Source organism: Clostridium sp. CX1, from assembly GCF_025398335.1.
GTDB classification, from domain to species: domain Bacteria; phylum Bacillota; class Clostridia; order Clostridiales; family Clostridiaceae; genus Clostridium_AM; species Clostridium_AM tanneri.
Window position 1 is genome coordinate 39,731 of sequence record NZ_JAODOO010000002.1, and the last position, 20,187, is coordinate 59,917.

Sequence of the window (20,187 nt, forward strand, 5' to 3'; positions counted from 1 at the left end):
TTTAAGGAGAGATAGAGATGATAACTTACAAAAGGTGTTCAGAGGTTAGTATGGATTTAATTTATGAAGGTTTTAACATAGGGTTTTCTGACTATATGATAAAGATTAGTATGCCCAAAGATGCTTTTATCAGTAGATTCTTTGGAACAGAAGGGAATAGTCTGGATCACTCCTTTATAGCATTGGATGATGATAAATCTATAGGAATTGTTTTTGGGGGAATTAAAAATTACGAAGGGGTAAAGACTATGAGGTGCGGAACCTTAGCAGTAGATCCTTCTTATAGGGGTAAGGGGATAAGTCAAAGACTGATGCAGTTACACAAAGAAAAGGCAGTGGAGGAAGGATGTAAGCAATTATTTTTAGAAGTAATTGCAGGAAATGAAAGAGCTATAAGTTTCTATAAGAAGTTAGGGTATGATAAAATCTATGACCTTAGCTATTTTTCATTAGAGGAGGCAAATTCTTTAAAAGAAAAGGAAAAACTTAAATTAGATATAAGACCAAGCAGTATAGAGGAGTTAAAGTTATTAAGAGAGAGATTAAGGGATATCCATATAAACTGGCAAAATGATGTTGAATACATAGAAAAATCTGAAGGGCAGCTAACCTTAGGAGCGTATATAAATGATAAAATAGCTGGAATAATTAGTATGAACAAAAATACTAAAATAAGTTTTATATGGGTAGAAAGTCTCTTAAGGCAGAATGGAATAGGAACAAGCTTATTAATGAATGCTTCAAAAGAATTACAGCTTTCTAAAATATCGATAGGGTTCCCTAATAACGCATCTGTACAGCAGTTTATTACTAAAACAGGATTTAAGAGAGATAATATCGCACAATACGAGATGTATTTGCCTTTATAATTATTAATAAATTGAGGGTGTCAGCTAAGTAGGTGATCTATATTTATTTTTTTATGAAAGCCTAAAAGTGCAAAAGCAACTGATTTTACACTCAGTATATAAAAAAGCTTAAAATTTAGTAATAATAGTATAGGTCTCAGGCAAAGCCTTGGAGTCTTATACTATTTTCTTTTTATCTATTACTATTGAAGAATTTTAGATAAAATGTTATCTTTATTCTGTTACAGTTTTTAAAGGAGGTAATTATGGACACAATAAAAAAATTTATAAGTTATTACAAACCCTATAAAGGAATGTTTTTTATGGACATGTTTTGTGCCTTAACTCTTTCAGGAATAGATTTGGTTTTTCCTTTAATAGTTAGGTATCTTTTAGACAATGTGTATACAATGGGAGATGGCAATAAAATATTGCATTATGTAATATATATAGGTATAGCAATGCTCCTAATGTATATAGTAAGATATTTTTGTCAGTTTTATATCACTTCCTGGGGTCATGTTATGGGGGCTAAAATGGAAGCGGATATGAGAAGTGATATATTTAACCATCTTCAGAAGCAATCTTTCTCATATTACGACAATACTAACACAGGTAAGCTTATGTCTAGAATAGTAACAGACCTTTTTGATATATCAGAGCTTGCCCACCATGGTCCAGAGGATTTATTTATATCTACAATAAAGATACTTGGATCCTTTATCATATTGATGAACATAAATGTTAAAATTACTAGTATATTATTCTTTTTAACCTTGGTAATGATTTATTTTTCCTATTTCTATAATAAAAAGATGAAGTTTATATATAAGAAAAATAGAGAAAAAATAGCTAACGTAAATGCACAAATCCAAGATAGTCTTTCAGGAATAAGAGTGGTTAAGTCTTTTTCAAATGAAGAAATAGAGAATAGGAAGTTTGAAAGAGGAAATATGGAATTTTTAGAGACTAAAGAAACAAGCTATTTTATTATGGGTAAGTTCTTTAGTGGAAATGGTTTCTTCCAAGGAATATTATATTTATCGGTAATACTTACTGGAGGCATTTTTATAAGTGTAGGAGAAACTACTGTCTCTGATTTAGTAGTTTATATACTCTATATAAATACCTTTTTAAACCCTATAGACAAGCTAGTGAACTTTACTGAGCAGTTTCAAAAGGGGATTACAGGTTTTGAGAGATTCCTTGAAGTAGTAAACACTAAGCCAGATATTCAGGATAATCCTAATGCTATAGAAATTAAAAATCCTAGGGGAGAAATCCAGTTTGAAGATGTTTCTTTTAGTTATGATAATAAGGATACTATCCTAGATAGTATAAATATGAAGATAAAGGCTGGAAAGAATATAGCCTTAGTAGGGCCATCAGGTAGTGGAAAGACGACTTTCTGCAGTCTTATTCCGAGATTTTATGAGATAGATAAAGGTTCTATAAAAATTGATGGAATTGATATTAGGGATATAAAATTGAAATCTTTAAGAAATATTATAGGAATTGTGCAGCAGGATGTATACATGTTTTCTGGCAGTATAAAGGAAAATATCTCCTACGGCAGACCAGGAGCTACCGATGAGGAAATAATAGATGCAGCTAAAAAAGCTAATGCTCACGAATTTATAATGAATCTAGAAGATGGATATGAAACCTATGTAGGTGAAAGAGGAGTTAAGCTCTCTGGTGGTCAAAAACAAAGAATATCTATTGCTAGAGCATTTCTTAAAAATCCACCTATTTTAATACTTGATGAGGCTACATCTGCATTAGATAATGAAAGTGAAAAGTATATTCAAAAGTCCTTAGAGGATCTTGCTAAAAATAGGACAACTATTGTTATTGCCCATAGATTAAGTACTATAAAGAACGCAGATGAGATTCTTGTATTGACAGCAGATGGAATAAAAGAGGCAGGAAGCCATGAGGAATTGATCAATAAAAAGGGTCTGTATGCAGCCTTATATAACATGCAGTTTGGACAGGTTTCTTAAGGAATGGGCGAAGGCCCATTTCTTTCTTTTATATTGAGATTAGCATGTAGGATAGACTTACAAAAAGATAGTATTTTTTAAATTTTATGACAAAAACTGCTATTATTTTAAAAATCAAGTATCTATGATAAAATAATTTTATAGTTAATTAATAGACATTGCAGTTTGTTTTTACTAAGGATGGAGGGGAAAAATGGACATTAAGAAAAACTCAATTAAAGTAAAGCTTTCTATAATTTTTTCGGTTTTGCTTTGCATTACAATAGTCCTATCAGAAACATTTATTATAGTTAACTTTAAAAACACCATGAAGAAGCAATTAGAAACTAATAGTCTAGATGTGGCTAAAAGTATAGCCCTATCTGTAGAAAGCGGAAATAAGTTTTCTAAGGCTATCGAAAAACAGTTGGAGGAACAAATATTTACCGCCTGTCAAGCAGTGCTTAATATGAAGGAGGTAAACAATGAAAGCTTAACTGAACTTGCTAAAAGGTTAGGAATAACGGAAGTAGCCCTTTCAAATAGTGAGGGAGTAGTTCAGTATTCAAACTTAAAAGAGGACTTAGGCTTCAGATACAAGGATACCTCTGAGTCTAGAAAATTGTTAACTACAGACACCTTGAGAATTAATGAACCTATAAAGCAGAGTCAGACTGATGGTAAATACTATAAATATGGTTCTGCAACCTTAGACCACAATGGCTTTGTACAAATAGGTATTGAAGCTAGCAAGGTAATGGAGCTTATAAATCAAAATTCAGCACAATCTATTTTAAATAAAATTGATAAATCAAGACTTAAACACGCTATCTTTTTTGACAAGGATTTAAACGTAGTTGCACATACAGATAAAAGTAAGGTTGGTAAAAAGTTAGAAGATGTACTTGCAAAGGCGGCTTTAAATGATGGACAGGTAAAAGTCAGTGAAAATGATGATTCGCATTTAGTTGCCATGCCTTACAGAGAAGGTAATGCTGTTTTAGGTGTAATTGAAGTTGCTATATCTACTAAAGATATAGTTCAAAGACAGCAAAATGCAGTGCTTTACTCAATATTAATTGCATTTATTTTAATTATAATAACGGCAATCATCACTTATAGGGTGGTAAATAAGACTGTGGCTCCGTTAGAAATGCTTGCGGAAACTTCAGAAGGCATTTCTGATGGAGATTTAACAAAAGAATTTGAAGTGATAAAAGGAAATGACGAAATAAGTAAGCTTTCCAAAAGCTTTGAGCAGATGTTTAATAGTTTAAAGTCTGTAATTACAGAGATACAGCAGTTCTCAGGTAACATTATAAATTCATCCCATGAATTAGCAGCTTTTTCTGAAGAAGTTAGTTCTACTTCAGATGAAATAAGTAATACAATACATAATGTTAGAGAGGCTTCTGTAGTTCAGATGGGAGAAGTAGAAGCCGTAAGCAAAAATATAGATTTATTATCTGATAAACTTCAGACTATGAATGATATGATAACTAGCTTACAAAAAACTTCTAATGTGACAAATAATTTAAGTTCTTCTGGAAAAGAGTATTTACTTTCTTTAAATAACAGTATTAATAATATTGGAAATTCATCTAAAAATATAAGCAGCAAAATACAAATGTTAAATACAAAGTCTTCTGAAATATCTACAATACTTCAGGTTATTAACTCTATAGCAGAGCAAACCAATCTTTTGGCGTTAAATGCAGCAATTGAAGCTGCTAGAGTTGGCGATGCTGGTAAAGGCTTTGCAGTAGTAGCAGATGAAATAAGAAAGCTTGCAGAACAGTCACAGGCTGCAGCAATGCAAATAGGTGAATTAATTAATGATATTTTAAATGAATCAGATGAAACCGTTAAAGTGGCTGAACAGTCAGAGAAAATAATATCAGAGGGTATCTCTACTGCAAAAAATACTGAGGACTGTTTTAATGATATAATACAAAATGTTCAGGCGATGATTCCTCAAATAGAGAAGACCTCAGAATTTATACAATTTATAAATGGAAATAAGAATAAAATTTTAAACTCAGTAGATAAGACTCTAGATATTACTAAGGAGATAAATTCTTCCTTTAGTGAAATTGCAACAGCGGCAGAAGGGCAAAGTAGATCTACAGAGGATTTAGCTGGTATTGCAACCAGTTTGAATAACTTAGCACTAAAATTAAAAGAAAACACAGATAAGTTTAAAATTTAAAGGAGTGGGGCCTATCCCCACTCCTTTTCCTATCTGTATAAAAGTCGTTTTGCAGCATATTCAGATAAGTTATAGTCTTTAATAGTCATCTTTATTTCATCTATATTGCCGTATCCAGCCATGTAGCTATTAGCACGGGCAGCAAGGGTGGAGGTTACAAATTCCTTTGCAGAATCATACTTATCTCTAATTTCCATCATCACTTTAGGATCATGTTGGAGATAGTATTTTTGATGATACATTTCCGCATAATAGAAGGTAGATACTGGAACAATTTCAGTGTAGACTTTACTCTTTAAGTTATTTTCTATGGCAATCTTGCTTTCCATAGCCATTTGTTTTTGTTCTTCTCCATTGTAAAAAATTATGGACATGTATTGTCTTGAATGAGGGGGGTAAGTAGGTTCATGACTCCCCCAGAATATATCCAACAGTTGTTTATATGAAATTTTATCACTATTATAGTGAACTTGAATTGTTTCCGAATGATCTCCTATATCATTATAAGTAGGATTAAGTTTTTTACCACCGCAGTATCCAACGATAGTAGAAGTTACAGCATCTAGATTACCAAACTTGGCATCAGGCCCCCAGAATCATCCTAATGCTAGTGTAGCTATTTCTATATTACTCATAGGCTTCAACTCCTCTTTATATTTCAAATTAATTATTTCATAAATAGGATAGTAACAAGATAAGTATTTTCTATATGTTGCTTATGCTAAAAAATTATCTTTAATGATTAAATCTATTATATTCTTTTTGAGGTTAAGTATACAATCATAATTTTCCTAGGTGGATAAATGAATAAAATATAACATATATTATAAGGTATATAATTCATCAAGTATATGGGGGATAAAAATGAAAAAAGAATTTGTAATTTCCATTATGGTATTTATATGTTTTATGGTTGCTTTTATATTTAGTGTAAAAATTACCGAAACTCAGAACAATATATACATAAGACAAAACTATATTCAAGCAGCGGAGATGAGAGAAAACAATAAATTAGCTATTGATGCTCCGTCAGAAAAGGCCTTAGAATATCAGCAAAAGAAAGTGAATATATGGCTTTCAGGAATAGTTTTGAGTATGTTGGTGCCAGCATTGTTTTTATTTACCAGGCTGTCAGTAGTATTAAGAAACTGGGCACAGAGTAAAAGCAGATTTGCTATCATAGTTTTAATACTATACTTTTCTGTTTATTACTTAATTAATGCCATAATAAGCCTGCCTCTTGATTACTACAGTGGTTTTGTCCTTAAACATGCCTATGGCCTATCTAATCAAAGTATTGTAAAGTGGGTTCAGGACCTGTTGAAAGGACTTATTTTAACTATTGCAGCAGGATCAGTTTTTATATGTATACCTTATATATTAATAAAAAGGTCTCCAAAGTACTGGTGGCTTCATATGGGAATCCTATTAATTCCAGTAATATTCTTTGTAACTCTTATAACTCCAGTATATATTGACCCTATTTTTAATAAATATCAAAATTTACAGGATAAGAAACTTGAAGAAAAAATTTATCAATTAGTAGATAAAACCTATATGAAAGATGTTAAGCTCTTTCAGGTTAATAAAAGTGAAGACACTAAGGAAATGAATGCCTATATGACCGGTGTTTTAAACACAAAAAGAATTGTGTTATGGGATACTACTGTAAAAAATCTTACAGAAGGAGAGACCCTTTCTGTTGTAGCCCATGAGATGGGACATTATTTAATGGGACATGTGTGGAAAGCTATTATTTTTGGTGGAATAGTAAGTATATTTATTTTTTATTTAGTAAACAAAAGTGCTCTTTGGATATTAGATAAATCAGGAGGAATTTTCGGCTTTAATAAGATTCAGGATATCGCAGCAGTTCCCCTTATTATCCTTCTCTTAACGGTATATACATTTGCAGCATCACCTTTTATAAATTATTATGCAAGATATACTGAAAGGGAGGCAGACAGATTTGAGCTTGAGCTTACTAGAGACAATGAAGCATCTATGTCATCTATGATAAAACTCCATGAAAAGAGTTTAATTCTTCCAAGGCCTGGATTAGTATACGAGTTGTGGAATTATGATCACCCAACCTTTGAAGAAAGGGTAAACTTTGCCGATAAGTATAGACCTTGGGAAAAGAATGAATCTATCAAGTACGGTAAATATATAAAGTAATTTATAACCTATAGCAAAAGGATAATAAAAGACTCAGTCTTCTATTATCCTTTATTGTTAAATTACTTACTGTAGAATTTCTTTATAGTTTCACATACAAAATCTACTTCTTCCTCTGTTATTTCAGGGTATATAGGAAGGGCAAGGATTTCGCCTGAAACTCTTTCTGATACAGGGAAGTCTCCCTTCTTATGGCCTAAATAGCTGAAGCAATTTTGCAAGTGAAGAGGAATTGGATAGTAAATACTATAACCAATTTCATTTTCTTTTAAGAAGGCAGCAAGCTCATCTCTTTTTTGAGCTAATATATTAAATACATAGTATACAGGATTTTGATCTCCTTTTATTCCTGGAATTTTTATATATTCGCAGTGGGATAGTCTTTCCTTATACCAATTGGCTACTATTTCTCTCTTTTTTATTGACTCATTCATATACTTTAATTTAACTAATAAAACAGCAGCTTGCATTGTATCTAATCTAGAGTTGTATCCTATATATTCATAGTGGTATTTTTTTGCAGCTCCGTGAACTCTTAGCATCTTTGTTTTTTTAGCCAACTCATCGTCGTTGGTTATTATCATTCCTGCATCACCGTAAGCACCTAAAGTTTTAGTTGGAAAGAATGAGAATATACCCATATCGCCAATAGAACCGGAGTGTTTGTAGGAAGAACCATTTCCCTTCCACTTCATTCCGAAGGCTTCTGCTGCATCCTCTAAAACTCTTAAATCATGTTTAGCAGCTAGATCCATAATTTTATCCATGTCTGCCATTTGTGAGAATAGGTGGATAGGTATGATACCAGCAGTATTAGAAGTTATTTTTTCTTCTATTTTATTTACATCTATATTAAATGTTTCTTCATCAATGTCTACAAACACTGGCTTTGCATTATGCTTTGCTATACAGGAAGTTGATGCTAAAAAGGTAAAAGGAGAAGTTATTACTTCTTTACCATTTTTAAATCCTAAGATATCTGAAGTCATAACTAAAGCGTCGGTACCTGAAGCTACAGCGATTGCGTGCTTAGCTCCGGTGTATTCCTTTATGGCTTCTTCAAGCTCACCTACTTGAGGTCCTAAAATAAAACTGCCCTTTGCCATAACATCTAAAACAGCTTTATCAAATTCAGCCTTTTTCTCATTATATTCTCTAGTAGAAGTATAAAAATTAACTTTCATCTGTCTTTCCTCGCTTATATTTATAATTTTATTTTTTCATAACCTTATCCACAGCTGCAATAAGTTCTTTAGCTACATATTCTGCGTCTTCTAATGAAAGAAGAGAGTATAATGGTACTGAAATCTCATTTGCATATTGTGCATAAGCATTTGGATAATTTTCTATTTTGTATCCTAAGCTTTTATATAAAGTAAACATAGGAAGAGGAGTAAAGTGAACGTTTGTCGCTATATCTTTATCCGCTAATATTTGTATAACCTCAGCTCTTTGATCTTCAGTAAAGCCTTTAACACGTAATGGATATAAATGATATGAAGTTACAGTGTCACCTTCTTTTTCAAAAGGAAGTATAGCCCAATCCTGTTCTCCAAAGAATTTAGAATAAATATCAAATATAGCTTTACGTTTTTTTAGCATATCTTCATATCTTGTAAGTTGTACCAAGCCGATAGCTGAGGCCATATCAGTAAGATTACATTTATAACCATCTGTTATTATATCGTATTGCCAAGCTCCAGCCTTCATTTTTGAAAGGGCATCCTTTGATTGACCATGTAAAGATGCTAATTTAAAATCTTTATATAAATCTTCTCTACCCTTAAAGTTATTGTTTCCGAAGCTTATACAGCCGCCTTCAGCAGTTGTGAAGTTTTTTACTGCATGGAAAGAGAATATGTGGAAATCTGCCTGACCTCCAACCCTTTTGCCTTTGTATTTAGCTCCAAAGGAATGAGAGGAATCGGATACAAAAATTATATCCTCACGATTTTTAGATTTTAACATCTGACGAACTCCGTCATAGTCTACAGGTATTCCTGCAAAATCTACAGTATAAATAGCCTTTGTTTTAGGAGTTATAGCCTCTGCTATTTTATTTATATCTATAATAAAACTATCCTTTTCCACATCTACAAAAGTTGGCTTGATACCTCTATGCAAGCATACGCTGGAGGTAGCGGTGTAAGTGTAGGGAGTAGTTATAACTTCATCCCCTTCCTTTATATCAAAAACCTTCAAGATAAGTTCTAATCCAGCAGTGGCACTATTTAACGCTACCGCTTTATTAGTCTCCAAGTATTCTGCAAGCTTAATCTCGAACTCAGCAGTTTTAGGGCCAGAAGTAATCCAGCCGGATTTTAAAACTTCAACTACGGCATCAATTTCCTTTTGAGTAATATCTGGTGGTGAAAATGGAATCTTTTTATTCACTAAAATCAATCCTTTCTAGTTTATAAATTACTTCAAATTGTAAATATATATTTATAGATAAATAATCAATTTTTATTAAAACAACATCTTAGAAAGCATATTTTTAATTATCTATCTACAGTATGTTAAATTACCTGTGAGTTTTAATCTTTTCTTGGAAGATACCAAGATTATTTTTTTCCTTGGAAAAAACCTGTGTCTTTAGTTATATAAATTTCTCCAGATCTATTTATTTCCTTTTCTAAAAAAATAACAAGTTGTTGTAGTTTTTTTTCGTCATAAACCTCTCCCGTATTACCAGGCATAGAAAATATATAATCTATAAGAGGCATTGGGGTTTTAACCTTTAAACTATCATTATATCTCTTTAGTTTGACCTCTTTAAACCATTTTGAAACCTGTGTAAAACCATTTTCTAGTTGGAAACTTTCTGTTTCACTCCAACTCTCTGAGGTTATATTTTCACAATTAAGTTTTGTAATTATATCTCGCATTTCTTTCATATGGTTCTTACCAATAGTAGAGGCATAAAAACATCCATTAGGCTTTAAGACCCTTCTAATTTCTGAAAAGGCCTTTTCCTTATCTAAAACATGATACAACATATGATTAGCAATTACTATATCAAAGCTGCAACTTTCAAAGGGAATGCTTTGAACGTCTACCTGTTCAAAGTTGAATCTTTTTGATTTAGTGCCTAAGTTTTTTTGAGCATCTCTAATCATCCCTTGGGAAAAATCAGTTAGAGTAATCTGAGAATCCGTAGGAATTCTTCTAAAATTCTTCTTCCATAAGGTTCCGTCGCCACAGCCTAGTTCAAGTATAGAGGCATTATCAGGAATATCTATTTGTTCAAAAAACCAATTCATCCATCCCTGTGTATTTGTACTAAAAAGTTCATGAATTCTTATTCTAGCTTTTAAGTTTGAAGCATTTTCATATTGTTCAGACCATTTTTTATCTATATTTATTACATTTATTATATTTATAAACTTATCCCAGTTTAACAGATGGTCATTATCTAACATATGTACAGCTTCATCAATGGCCTTTATTACCATTTGAATATGATGGATTTTTTCCTCCATTATTGATTTTTGAATTTCAAGAGACTTTTTAAAGTCATTATCACTTAAGTCATATTTCATAATATTAGCTATATCATCTAATGAAAGACCTATAAACTTTAGCGTCAAAATCTTTTGAAGTCTACCAAAATCTTTTTTGCTATATAACCTGTGTCCTAACTCATTATAGGAACTGGGGTTTAGTAAACCTATTTTGTTATAGTACCTTAGTGTTCGAAGGGTAACTCCAGCCTTATCAGCAAAATCTCCTATAGTATACAGTACTTCTTTATTTTCAGACATTAGATCACCTCTACATAAAACATTTTAACACATGACGCTAGGTAAGGTGCAAGGTTTTTTTTCCAAGGGTTCTAAATTTAATCACATTTCCTACCTAAGCAAAGTATTATAATATTAAAGAAACTTTTCAGCTTAAGATGATAAGGAGGGATTCTATGGGACACAGAAAGGGATGTAAGTATTGCAGATATAAGTATTTTGGCTGCTGTGAGTATTGTCATATGTTCAATTTAGCTCCAGGATCACACCTGATTTTACTAATAATAGTTGCCAAGCTTTGGTTTAAGTATAGGGGACTAGGTAGTATTTTGAAAAGGTAATAGAGAACAATTCTACAAGTATTATATTCTAAAAAATAAAAAATTGTTATTAGAGCTTAAGAAGATTTTTTCTAAAGAAATTTTCTTGGGCTTTTTATTTTTTATATTTAAGATATTATAAACGGTGATACATGAAAATATTATGACTAGCCTATAGTGATTAGAGACTATTAATCATACTGTTAAAGGGCTGATAGAATTTATTAGAACTTAAAGTATTCTGTAACTATAATAGTAACAAAGCACTTAGCTACAGTTTATAGTAGCTAAGTGCTTTGTAAATACTTAATCAGTATGTCTAGGATTTTTTGAAACAATTTGTATTGATTTAACAAGTTCCTGTATAACGTCTGTATTAAATTGCATTTTTAATTCATTAACTTTTGTATAAAGAATTCCCTTGTCTGAGACAACATACAGAGGCTTTAAGTTATTCAAAGCAATTGCCCTTATATCATCTAAGCATCTCTCACACCTGCAAACATCTTCAAAACCCTCTAGAATTGATGGCAATAGATTGTCAACAACAATCTCCATATAATTTGTAATCATTTATATCTCCCTTTCTGAGAAGCATTTATATATTAATTTTCCTCATATATTTATATTATTAATTTAGAGAAAGTTTGTCTATAATTATTTAATTTTTCAAAAATTTAAAGAACATACAGATAAATAAATCAGGAGACATGTTAAATAGATGATTTATACATATCCTTAACTATTCTTTATCTAAAAGTGCAGTGCACCATTCATTACTTTGTTTCTTATCTTTAACTTTGTATCCATAGGAGATAACTTCATCAATGACCTTATAAAAGCTCCATTCTACAAGACCAGATATTAGTAACTTGCCTTTTTCCTTAAGGTGAGAGTTTATAAAATCCATAAAACCTTGAAGTTCTTCTCCTCCGATATTAATGAAGATACAATCAAAGTCTTTATCTAAAGTTATTTCGCCATTAAGTGCATCACCTACAACCACTTGGATATTATTTAAACCATTAAGAGAAGCATTATACTCCACTTCATCTTTAACATCTCGGATATCTAGGGCTGTAACATTTTTGGCACCTTTAATAGAAGCAGCTAAGGAAAGAATTCCAGAGCCAGCACCTATATCAAGGACAGTTTTATCATTAAAGTCTTCTTCAAGTATAAATCTCAGACAATCCTGAGTAGTTTCGTGAAGGCCGGTGCCAAAGGCTCCCTGAGGTATGAAATTAATTTTCCTTTTGTCTTTTGCATCAAAATCTGGAGCAGCAATGATCCAATCATTATTCAAATCTATAGGCTCAAAGGAAGTTTCAAAGTTAGGTATATCAATTTTTGTAACTGTTACTTCAGATACTTCTAAGCTTTCCTTTATGATATTCAACTGTCTATTCACTTCTTCATCATTATCCGTTTCTACTACTATTTTAAGATCTATAATTTCATTATTTTTTTCATAGTAACCATATCCATATTCCGTAGTAGTTACCTCAATAGGGGCTTCATAAAAAACATTATATATGTCAAAGAGATAAAGCTTTTCAATAGCAATGTCTACCTTGCTAACTGGGTATCTAACTGTAATTTGATACATAAAAATCCTCCTAACAATGTTGCTTCTTGTAATCCAATGTCATTAAAGTTGTATATTCATTTAACTTCCAATTTATTTTAAAGGAATAATGCTTATATTTCAATATTTAGAGCATATATTTATTCTGTTAGATTATATAAAATCTAAGTTGTTTTTAATAATCACTCTAAAAGGAGGACTAAGTTATGGTATCAAGAAATTTAGAGGAGGCAAGGGAAGCTTATAAAGAAAAAAATATTGAAGCCACAATAGAGGCACACAAGAAAACATCCTTAAAGGCACAGGAGAATCATAATCAGGAACAAGGTCAGTATATAAAAAGCTTAATATATGGAGGTTTAGATGGAATTATCACTACCTTTGCTGTAGTGGCAGGGGTAGCTGGAGCAGCTCTTTCACCTAGTGTAGTATTAATCTTAGGGTTTGCAAATCTTGTAGGAGATGGCTTATCTATGGCTATAGGAGACTATCTAAGTACTAAGGCGGAAACTGAATACAAAGAGGCAGAAAGAAAGAGAGAGGCCTGGGAAGTTGAGCACTATCCTGAGGGAGAAAAGCAAGAATTAATGGAGTTGTATATAGAGAAGGGAATAGCTGAGGAAGATGCCAAAATTGTAACAGAGATATTTTCGAAAAATAAAGAAGCTTGGATAGATATTATGATGGTTGAGGAACTTGGAATAATTGAAGAAAATGAGTCTCCAGTTAAAAATGCGTTAGTTACCTTTTTTTCTTTCGGAATATTTGGATTAATACCACTAATTGCTTATGTTTTTTCTAAATTTATTCCCTCTATTAACAGCGAAGGAAATATGTTTTTTCTTTCTTGCATTTTAACAGCTCTTACTTTATTTATTTTAGGAGCATTAAAAGTAAAGATTACAGGCAAGAATTGGATTAGGTCAGGCCTTGAAATGCTTATTGTAGGAGGTCTTGCTGCCGGTGCTGCGTATCTAATCGGTGCATTGTTCTCCGGTTTAGCATAGATAGGTTTCGTGATAGAAGTGGAAAAAGTTGTAGATAATGCTGTAGGAAAACTGCTTTCTACCTTAGTATTATAGGAAAAAACTGAAACTAAATTTAGTATGTCCTGGGTAATAATGGTATATTAAATTGCAATAAACCATACTATTAAAATTTAGTATGGTCTTTTTTTCTATTAACTGTTAGAATTATTAAAGGCTAATTTAAAAGTGAAAGGATATATTAAATATGGGAAAAACATTAGTTTTAGCAGAAAAACCTTCTGTAGGTAGAGACTTAGCAAAGGTTTTAAAATGTAATACAAAAGGAAATGGATATATAGAGGGAAGTAAATATATCGTAACGTGGGCTTTAGGCCATTTAATTACACTGGCAGACCCAGAAGCATACGATGAAAAGTATAAAAAATGGAGTATGGACACACTTCCTATGCTTCCAAATAGAATGAAACTTACTGTGATAGGTAAAACCGCAAAGCATTTTAATGATGTTAAGAAGGTTATGAACAGAAACGATATAGATGAATTAGTTATAGCAACAGATGCTGGAAGAGAAGGAGAGCTTGTAGCTTGTTGGATTATAGAGAAGGTAGGTTTCAAAAAACCTATAAAACGTTTATGGATTTCTTCTCAAACAGACAAGGCAATTCTAGATGGTTTTAGAAACTTAAAACCTGGAAGGGAATACGAGAATCTATATCAATCTGCTGTGTGTAGATCAGAGGCTGATTGGATTGTAGGATTAAATGTTACAAGAGCGTTAACCTGTAAATATAATGCTCAACTTTCTGCTGGAAGAGTACAGACTCCAACTGTTGCTATGATAGTTGAGAGAGAAGAGGAAATAAAGAAGTTTAAGCCAAAGGATTACTTTAATGTTATAGGAACTGCTAAAGGATTCTCTCTTCAATGGCAGGATAAAAGTGGGAATATAAGAACCTTTGATGAGAGTAAGGCAAAGGAAGTTTCTGTAAAGGTTACTGGTAAGAGTGGTGAGATTGTAGAGGTAACTGAAAGTGATAAGAAAAAACATGCTCCTAATTTATATGATTTAACAGAACTTCAAAGGGATGCAAATAGAATATTTGGCTATTCTGCAAAACAAACTCTTTCTATAATGCAGAGATTGTATGAGAATTATAAGATTTTAACCTACCCAAGAACAGATTCAAGATATATTTCCAGTGATATTGTAGCTACATTACCGGATAGATTAAAGGCTGTATCCGTAGGAAACTATACTAAATTTACTAATGAAATATTAAAAAGTAAGATTAAAGCTCATAAGGGATTTGTAGATGATAGTAAGATTTCAGATCACCATGCAATTATTCCAACAGAACAGAAGGTTATACTAGCTTATTTAAGCAGTGAGGAAAAAAGTATTTATGATTTGGTAGTTAAGAGATTTTTAAGCGTTATGCTTCCTCCTTTTGAATATTTACAAACTACTGTTAAAGCAGAAGTAAACGGAGAGACTTTTATAGCTAAAGGAAAGATAGTTAAATCAAAGGGATGGAAAGCTGTCTATGATAGGGAAAATGACCTTGATAGCAGTGATGATGTAAATGACAATGAGGTAAAAGAGCAACTTCTGCCTATGGTTAAAAAGGGAGATAGTATATCCTTTACAAAGGTAAGCATAAATAAATCTCAAACAAAGCCACCGGCAAGATTTAATGAAGCAACGCTGCTATCTGCAATGGAAAATCCTCAAAAATACGTTCAACTAGACAAAGAAGCTTCCAAAACCCTAGGAGAAACAGGGGGACTTGGTACTGTTGCAACAAGAGCAGATATAATAGAAAAACTATTTAATTCTTTTTATATAGAAAAAAGGGGCAAAGAAATAGTTCCTACTTCAAAGGGAAAACAGCTTATAGAGCTAGTTCCATCAGATTTAAAATCGCCGCTATTAACTGCTAAGTGGGAAAGAGAGTTAGACTTAATTAGTAAAGGGAAATTAAACGGAAATACCTTCGTAAACAATATGAGAGGTTATGCTACAAAGCTTGTAGAGGATGTAAAAGAAAGTACTGATAAATTTAAACACGATAATCTAAGTGGACAAAAATGTCCTAATTGTGGAAAATACATGCTTGAGGTTAATGGTAAAAATGGAAGAATGCTTGTATGCCAGGACAGAGAATGTGGACACAGAGAAAACCTTGCTAGACTTACTAATGTAAGATGTCCAGAGTGTCATAAGAAACTTGAATTAAGAGGGCAGGGAGAAGGACAGATTTATGTTTGTACTAACTGTAGCTTTAGAGAAAAACTCTCATCCTTTAAGAAGAGATTTGAAAAAAATAGTGGTAAAGTAGATAAAAAAGACGTAGCAAAGTATATGAAGAAGATGAAGCAGGAAAGTGAAGCTCCAATGAATTCTGCACTAGCAGAAGCTTTAGCTAAATTAAAGTTAAAGTAGCAAAAATAAGGCAAGGTTAAGCATAGTTCTGGACCTTGTCTTATTTTATTATTTTAATAAGATATCCTTATTGTTCCTATGATTTAATTATAGTTTTGAGATATAAAGAAATTATGAAGAACTAATTCTAAAATCGTTATTTATTAATGTAATTTTGAAAAAGTCATAAAATTACAGATAAGTGAAGAGTGTAAAATACAAAGAGTAAAATTGGCAAGTTTATTTCTAATATAAATGAGTATAGAAGTATTTTTTACAATTTAGATAAACAGGTAAAAGAGTTGAAGAAAGTAAAATATTAATGTTATTATGTTGAAAGTTATGTATGACTTTTATTTTAAATATATAGTGTTTTTACTATGATTACAAAGGTTTAATGTTAAGAAGTAGAAAATTAATAACTTGAAGAAATTTAATAGCGCAACATCTATTTTTGAAACTAGTAGATGGATTTATTAGTTAAAGAAATATATAATGTTGCACATCGGTAACCAGCAAGAATAAGCAAATAAAGAGGTTAATTATATGATAAATTTTATGGTAAATTACGGGGTTATAGGAATTATAATATCTGCCTTAATTGAGCCAATTTTTATGCCCATCCCTATGGAACTAATATTTATTCCAATTGCTGTGGCAAATACAAAGAATGCATTTCTTTATTCTTTAATTTTAGTATTTTTTTGTGCGATAGGATCTTGTATAGGGTATATATTAGGAAAAAGTATAGGAAGTCATATTCTGAAAAAACTAATATCAGATCAGGCTTTAAATAAAATTGAAAGAAAATATAATGAGAATGCTTTTCTTACTATTTTGACATCCACATTTACTCCAATCCCGTATGAAGCTTATGTACTCTCTTCTGGTATATTCAAGGTTAACTTTGTAAGGTTTATTGCAGCAGCAGTTCTAAGTAGAGTAATACGATATGTTCCTCAAGGAATCATTATTAGTTTATATGGAGCAACCTTAGTAAATGTAATAAAACATTATACTATAATTATTGGATTAATTGTAGCTATAGTAGTATTACTGGTAAGATATGTTTTTAAGAAGGGTTAAATGAAAAAATACTTAAAAATTTACTATTTTATTCTTAAAAAGTATTGACCTATTTTAAAAATGCTGATATAATAACTAATGTCGAAGGGACATGGAAAGATGGTCGAGTTGGTTTAAGGCACCGGTCTTGAAAACCGGCGTACGGGTGACCGTACCGTGGGTTCGAATCCCACTCTTTCCGCCAAAACATCTAGTGATTTGCTAGATGTTTTTTTATTTAGTTATATGTGAATAGGTAAGGTAGGTATTCTATTAAAAGTACCTACCTTTTTTTATTATATAAACATAATAAAAAATAAAAGGTAACCAAAAGTATACTAGAACACTTAAAAGTGTATATTGATAACTTATAATAAGCAGTCTATGATATAATTAAGAAAATATTAGAAGTATGGGGTGTGAAAAATGATTAGAGATCTAGTTTTAAAGAACAGAACCTACAGAACCTTTTACCAGAATGAAAAAATAACTATGAATACTTTAAAAGAGCTTATAGACTTAGCTAGAGTAACTTCTTCTGGGATGAATATGCAATCCTTAAAATATGTATTATCTAACAGTGAAGATAAAAATGAGAAGATATTTAATACTCTTAAATGGGCAGGCTATTTAAAAGATTGGGATGGTCCAACAGAAGGAGAGAAACCATCAGCATACATAGTGATGCTTCAAGATTTAACCTTAAGTAAAAATAGTCTTTGGGATTCTGGATTAGCTGCACAAAGTATTCTTCTTGGTGCTGTAGAAAAAGGCTTTGGTGGTTGTATGTTTGGAAATGTAGATAGAAAAACCTTAGCTGAAGAGCTGCAATTAGGAGAGGAATACTCAATAATTATGGTTATAGCTTTAGGAAAGCCAAAGGAAGTTGTTAAATTAGAGCCTCTTAGTCAATCGGGAGACATAAAATACTATAGGGATGAAGATGGAGTTCACCATGTTCCGAAGAGAGCTTTAGAAGATCTAATACTAGATAAATAAAAGATAAAATTTTTTTAATTAGGAAAATCCCCTTAATAGATATTTAGAATAACTTGTATATCTATTAGGGGGATAAAATTTTCCCAGCTAGAGAAATTACTTTATCAGTTCTTTAATTTTCAATAGGCTTTGATTTAAGCCTTTAATAGCAAGTTCACCCTTTTGTAGGTTCTTAAGATCACCTGAGATAGTCTTGTTTATCGTATCTAACTCATTAATTTTCTGATTTATTTTAGCTGAATCTGAGTTACTGAAACCATCCTTAAGTGAAGAAAATAAGTCTATGTATGAATTAAAATAACTTATTAGTTTCTCTACAGCTTTTAGTTCTTCTTCTATGCCGCTTATATAGCTAGTTTTAAGGATTTCTAAAGTACTAGGAGGCTTTAGATTAGAAACCTCAGTTTTAAGAACAATTAGCTCTTCCTTATACTTTTCAAGTATAGTCTTGCCATCCCCATATATTTGTGTAAGGCTGCTAAGGGAGTCAGATATTTCTGAAGCAGTAGTCAGTTCTGAAATATTTTTTACAGAGTTGACCTTTGCAAAAGTTTCATCTATATAATTAGAGGTAGTTGTACATTTCTTTATGAAACTTTCACAATACTCAGATAAACTATTTAAGTATTTCTTTTCATCTTCTTTAATGTTATCCGCTCCTTTTAAGACATATTCAACGGATAGGTCAATAGAAGCTAACCCTCCTAATAGAATTAAGTTTTTGTAATTTTTACTTTCTATAAAGCTTTTTTGGTTGGATATATTCTGACCATCTGTAAGAATAATCGGTGCATTTAATTTTGCAGCTAAAGCACTACCAGATAACGCATCAGGAAAATTTGAGCCATTTGCAATTATTGCAGTATCAGTTTCTAAATTAAAATAATTAGATATACTTAGTGAAGTGTCATACCTATCATTACCAGAGATTCTTACTAATTCACTGTCATTTAAGGTTGGCACAAGTTTTCTTAGTTCATCTACTACTGAGTCTTTAATAGAACCTTGTCCACCTATCAGGTAAATCTGCTCAGGTTGTAAATTAGAGATAATATCCTTTGCTCCATCTGGCAGGTGGGCGGAATCTGTCATCAATATTGGATACTGCTTTGAGGCTGCAACACTGGATATACTAATAGCATCCGCAAAGCCATATCCATTTGCAATGACAACAGGAGTTCCCTTTTTAACATCTATAAAATCAACTATAATTTTATTTGTTTCAAATCTATTTCCTCCACCTAACCGCACTACATTACTATATCCAAGATTTTTAAAATGACCTATAAATTCATCACTTATAGACGCTTGTCCGCCTAATAAATAAATAGTTCCATTTTTATTTAAATGACTTTTTATGTATTCTGTGGAATCATAGCTTTCCGCTACTGTGTTTCCTAAAAGTAATATAGGGCCATTAAATTTTTTTGAAAGTAAACTACCAGAAAGTGCGTCAGGAAAGTCTTTTCCACTGGCTAGAATAACGGCATTATGTAAGCTATTACCAAAATTAGTTGATATATTAACTGAGGTCTTGTATCTATCCTGTCCAAAAATTCTCTTAACATTGTAGAAGTTTTTTGCACTTACTGTATTTGAAATGCTAATTACTAGAATAGATGCTGCAATTAAACTTAATATCTTTTTCAAAGTATACACAACTCCTTTACTGTATAATATTAAGATTTTACCACAAAAATACAAAAAATAGTATAGCCTATTTAATATTTTGGATATATAGGTAGTTAATATAAACATATTAATATATTTATAAAGAACACTGCAAAATAAATATATGTTTAAAAGTACTTTATGGTATAATTTACCTAACAATGTTTGTT

Annotated in this window: 15 protein-coding genes, 1 tRNA gene and 1 pseudogene; 10 read left to right on the top strand and 7 right to left on the bottom strand. The window is 31.5% G+C overall.

Annotated features, from left to right (window positions below; genetic code table 11):
• The first annotated feature begins 17 nt into the window (after positions 1-17).
• The 3 genes from N4T77_RS02005 to N4T77_RS02015 all read left to right on the top strand — a co-directional run bounded on the left by N4T77_RS02005 (position 18) and on the right by N4T77_RS02015 (position 5,042).
• On the top strand, positions 18-869 hold the full coding sequence (locus N4T77_RS02005) for a GNAT family N-acetyltransferase (RefSeq protein WP_261670059.1): 852 nt from the start codon (positions 18-20) through the stop codon (positions 867-869).
• Between the two features lie 245 nt (positions 870-1,114).
• On the top strand, positions 1,115-2,854 hold the full coding sequence (locus N4T77_RS02010; RefSeq protein ID WP_261670060.1) for an ABC transporter ATP-binding protein: 1,740 nt from the start codon (positions 1,115-1,117) through the stop codon (positions 2,852-2,854).
• A 193-nt stretch (positions 2,855-3,047) separates the two neighbouring features.
• Positions 3,048-5,042 (top strand): methyl-accepting chemotaxis protein, encoded by a 1,995-nt coding sequence (locus tag N4T77_RS02015; protein ID WP_261670061.1) that lies wholly within the window; start codon positions 3,048-3,050, stop codon positions 5,040-5,042.
• 29 nt (positions 5,043-5,071) lie between these two features.
• Here the strand turns inward: N4T77_RS02015 and N4T77_RS02020 are convergent.
• A pseudogene (locus N4T77_RS02020) lies at positions 5,072-5,626 on the bottom strand (peptide-methionine (S)-S-oxide reductase MsrA); the annotation flags it as partial.
• A 280-nt stretch (positions 5,627-5,906) separates the two neighbouring features.
• On the opposite strand from N4T77_RS02020, the gene N4T77_RS02025 reads away from it, so the two are divergent.
• Entirely contained in the window at positions 5,907-7,220 is a 1,314-nt protein-coding gene (locus N4T77_RS02025; protein WP_261670062.1) for a M48 family metallopeptidase, read from the top strand.
• A 62-nt stretch (positions 7,221-7,282) separates the two neighbouring features.
• Here N4T77_RS02025 and N4T77_RS02030 read toward each other — a convergent pair whose 3' ends face one another.
• The 3 genes from N4T77_RS02030 to N4T77_RS02040 form a co-directional block, all read right to left on the bottom strand.
• The gene (locus N4T77_RS02030) at positions 7,283-8,404 is read right to left on the bottom strand and encodes a DegT/DnrJ/EryC1/StrS aminotransferase family protein (RefSeq protein ID WP_261670063.1); all 1,122 of its coding nucleotides are present in this window, start codon (positions 8,402-8,404) and stop codon (positions 7,283-7,285) included.
• Between the two features lie 28 nt (positions 8,405-8,432).
• Entirely contained in the window at positions 8,433-9,614 is a 1,182-nt protein-coding gene (locus N4T77_RS02035; RefSeq protein WP_261670064.1) for a DegT/DnrJ/EryC1/StrS aminotransferase family protein, read from the bottom strand.
• A gap of 170 nt (positions 9,615-9,784) precedes the next feature.
• Complete coding sequence (locus N4T77_RS02040) at positions 9,785-10,984, bottom strand: MerR family transcriptional regulator (protein ID WP_261670065.1); 1,200 nt, start codon at positions 10,982-10,984, stop codon at positions 9,785-9,787.
• A 155-nt stretch (positions 10,985-11,139) separates the two neighbouring features.
• Between N4T77_RS02040 and N4T77_RS02045 the strand changes: the two genes are divergently transcribed.
• Positions 11,140-11,304 carry a hypothetical protein gene (locus N4T77_RS02045; protein ID WP_261670066.1) on the top strand — a complete coding sequence of 55 codons (165 nt, stop codon included), beginning with the start codon at positions 11,140-11,142 and terminating at the stop codon, positions 11,302-11,304.
• Between the two features lie 285 nt (positions 11,305-11,589).
• Here the strand turns inward: N4T77_RS02045 and N4T77_RS02050 are convergent, their stop codons facing one another.
• Together N4T77_RS02050 and N4T77_RS02055 are read right to left on the bottom strand one after the other, a co-directional pair.
• A complete protein-coding gene (locus tag N4T77_RS02050) occupies positions 11,590-11,856 on the bottom strand; it encodes a late competence development ComFB family protein (protein WP_261670067.1) in 267 nt (88 codons plus the stop codon).
• Positions 11,857-12,025: 169 nt separating this feature from the next.
• A complete protein-coding gene (locus tag N4T77_RS02055; RefSeq protein WP_261670068.1) occupies positions 12,026-12,892 on the bottom strand; it encodes a 50S ribosomal protein L11 methyltransferase in 867 nt (288 codons plus the stop codon).
• A 185-nt stretch (positions 12,893-13,077) separates the two neighbouring features.
• Here N4T77_RS02055 and N4T77_RS02060 point away from each other — a divergent pair, with 185 nt between their 5' ends.
• The 5 genes from N4T77_RS02060 to N4T77_RS02080 all read left to right on the top strand — a co-directional run bounded on the left by N4T77_RS02060 (position 13,078) and on the right by N4T77_RS02080 (position 18,346).
• Positions 13,078-13,878, top strand: coding sequence for a VIT1/CCC1 transporter family protein (locus tag N4T77_RS02060; RefSeq protein WP_261670069.1), 801 nt, complete (start codon positions 13,078-13,080; stop codon positions 13,876-13,878).
• Between the two features lie 226 nt (positions 13,879-14,104).
• Positions 14,105-16,303 (top strand): DNA topoisomerase III, encoded by a 2,199-nt coding sequence (locus tag N4T77_RS02065; RefSeq protein WP_261670070.1) that lies wholly within the window; start codon positions 14,105-14,107, stop codon positions 16,301-16,303.
• Between the two features lie 525 nt (positions 16,304-16,828).
• Complete coding sequence (locus tag N4T77_RS02070; RefSeq protein ID WP_261670071.1) at positions 16,829-17,368, top strand: YqaA family protein; 540 nt, start codon at positions 16,829-16,831, stop codon at positions 17,366-17,368.
• A 93-nt stretch (positions 17,369-17,461) separates the two neighbouring features.
• Positions 17,462-17,552: transfer RNA gene (locus N4T77_RS02075), tRNA-Ser, on the top strand.
• Positions 17,553-17,773: 221 nt separating this feature from the next.
• The gene (locus N4T77_RS02080; RefSeq protein ID WP_261670072.1) at positions 17,774-18,346 is read left to right on the top strand and encodes a nitroreductase family protein; all 573 of its coding nucleotides are present in this window, start codon (positions 17,774-17,776) and stop codon (positions 18,344-18,346) included.
• Positions 18,347-18,442: 96 nt separating this feature from the next.
• Here N4T77_RS02080 and N4T77_RS02085 read toward each other — a convergent pair whose 3' ends face one another.
• On the bottom strand, positions 18,443-19,996 hold the full coding sequence (locus N4T77_RS02085) for a cell wall-binding repeat-containing protein (protein ID WP_261670073.1): 1,554 nt from the start codon (positions 19,994-19,996) through the stop codon (positions 18,443-18,445).
• Between the last annotated feature and the right edge of the window lie 191 nt (positions 19,997-20,187).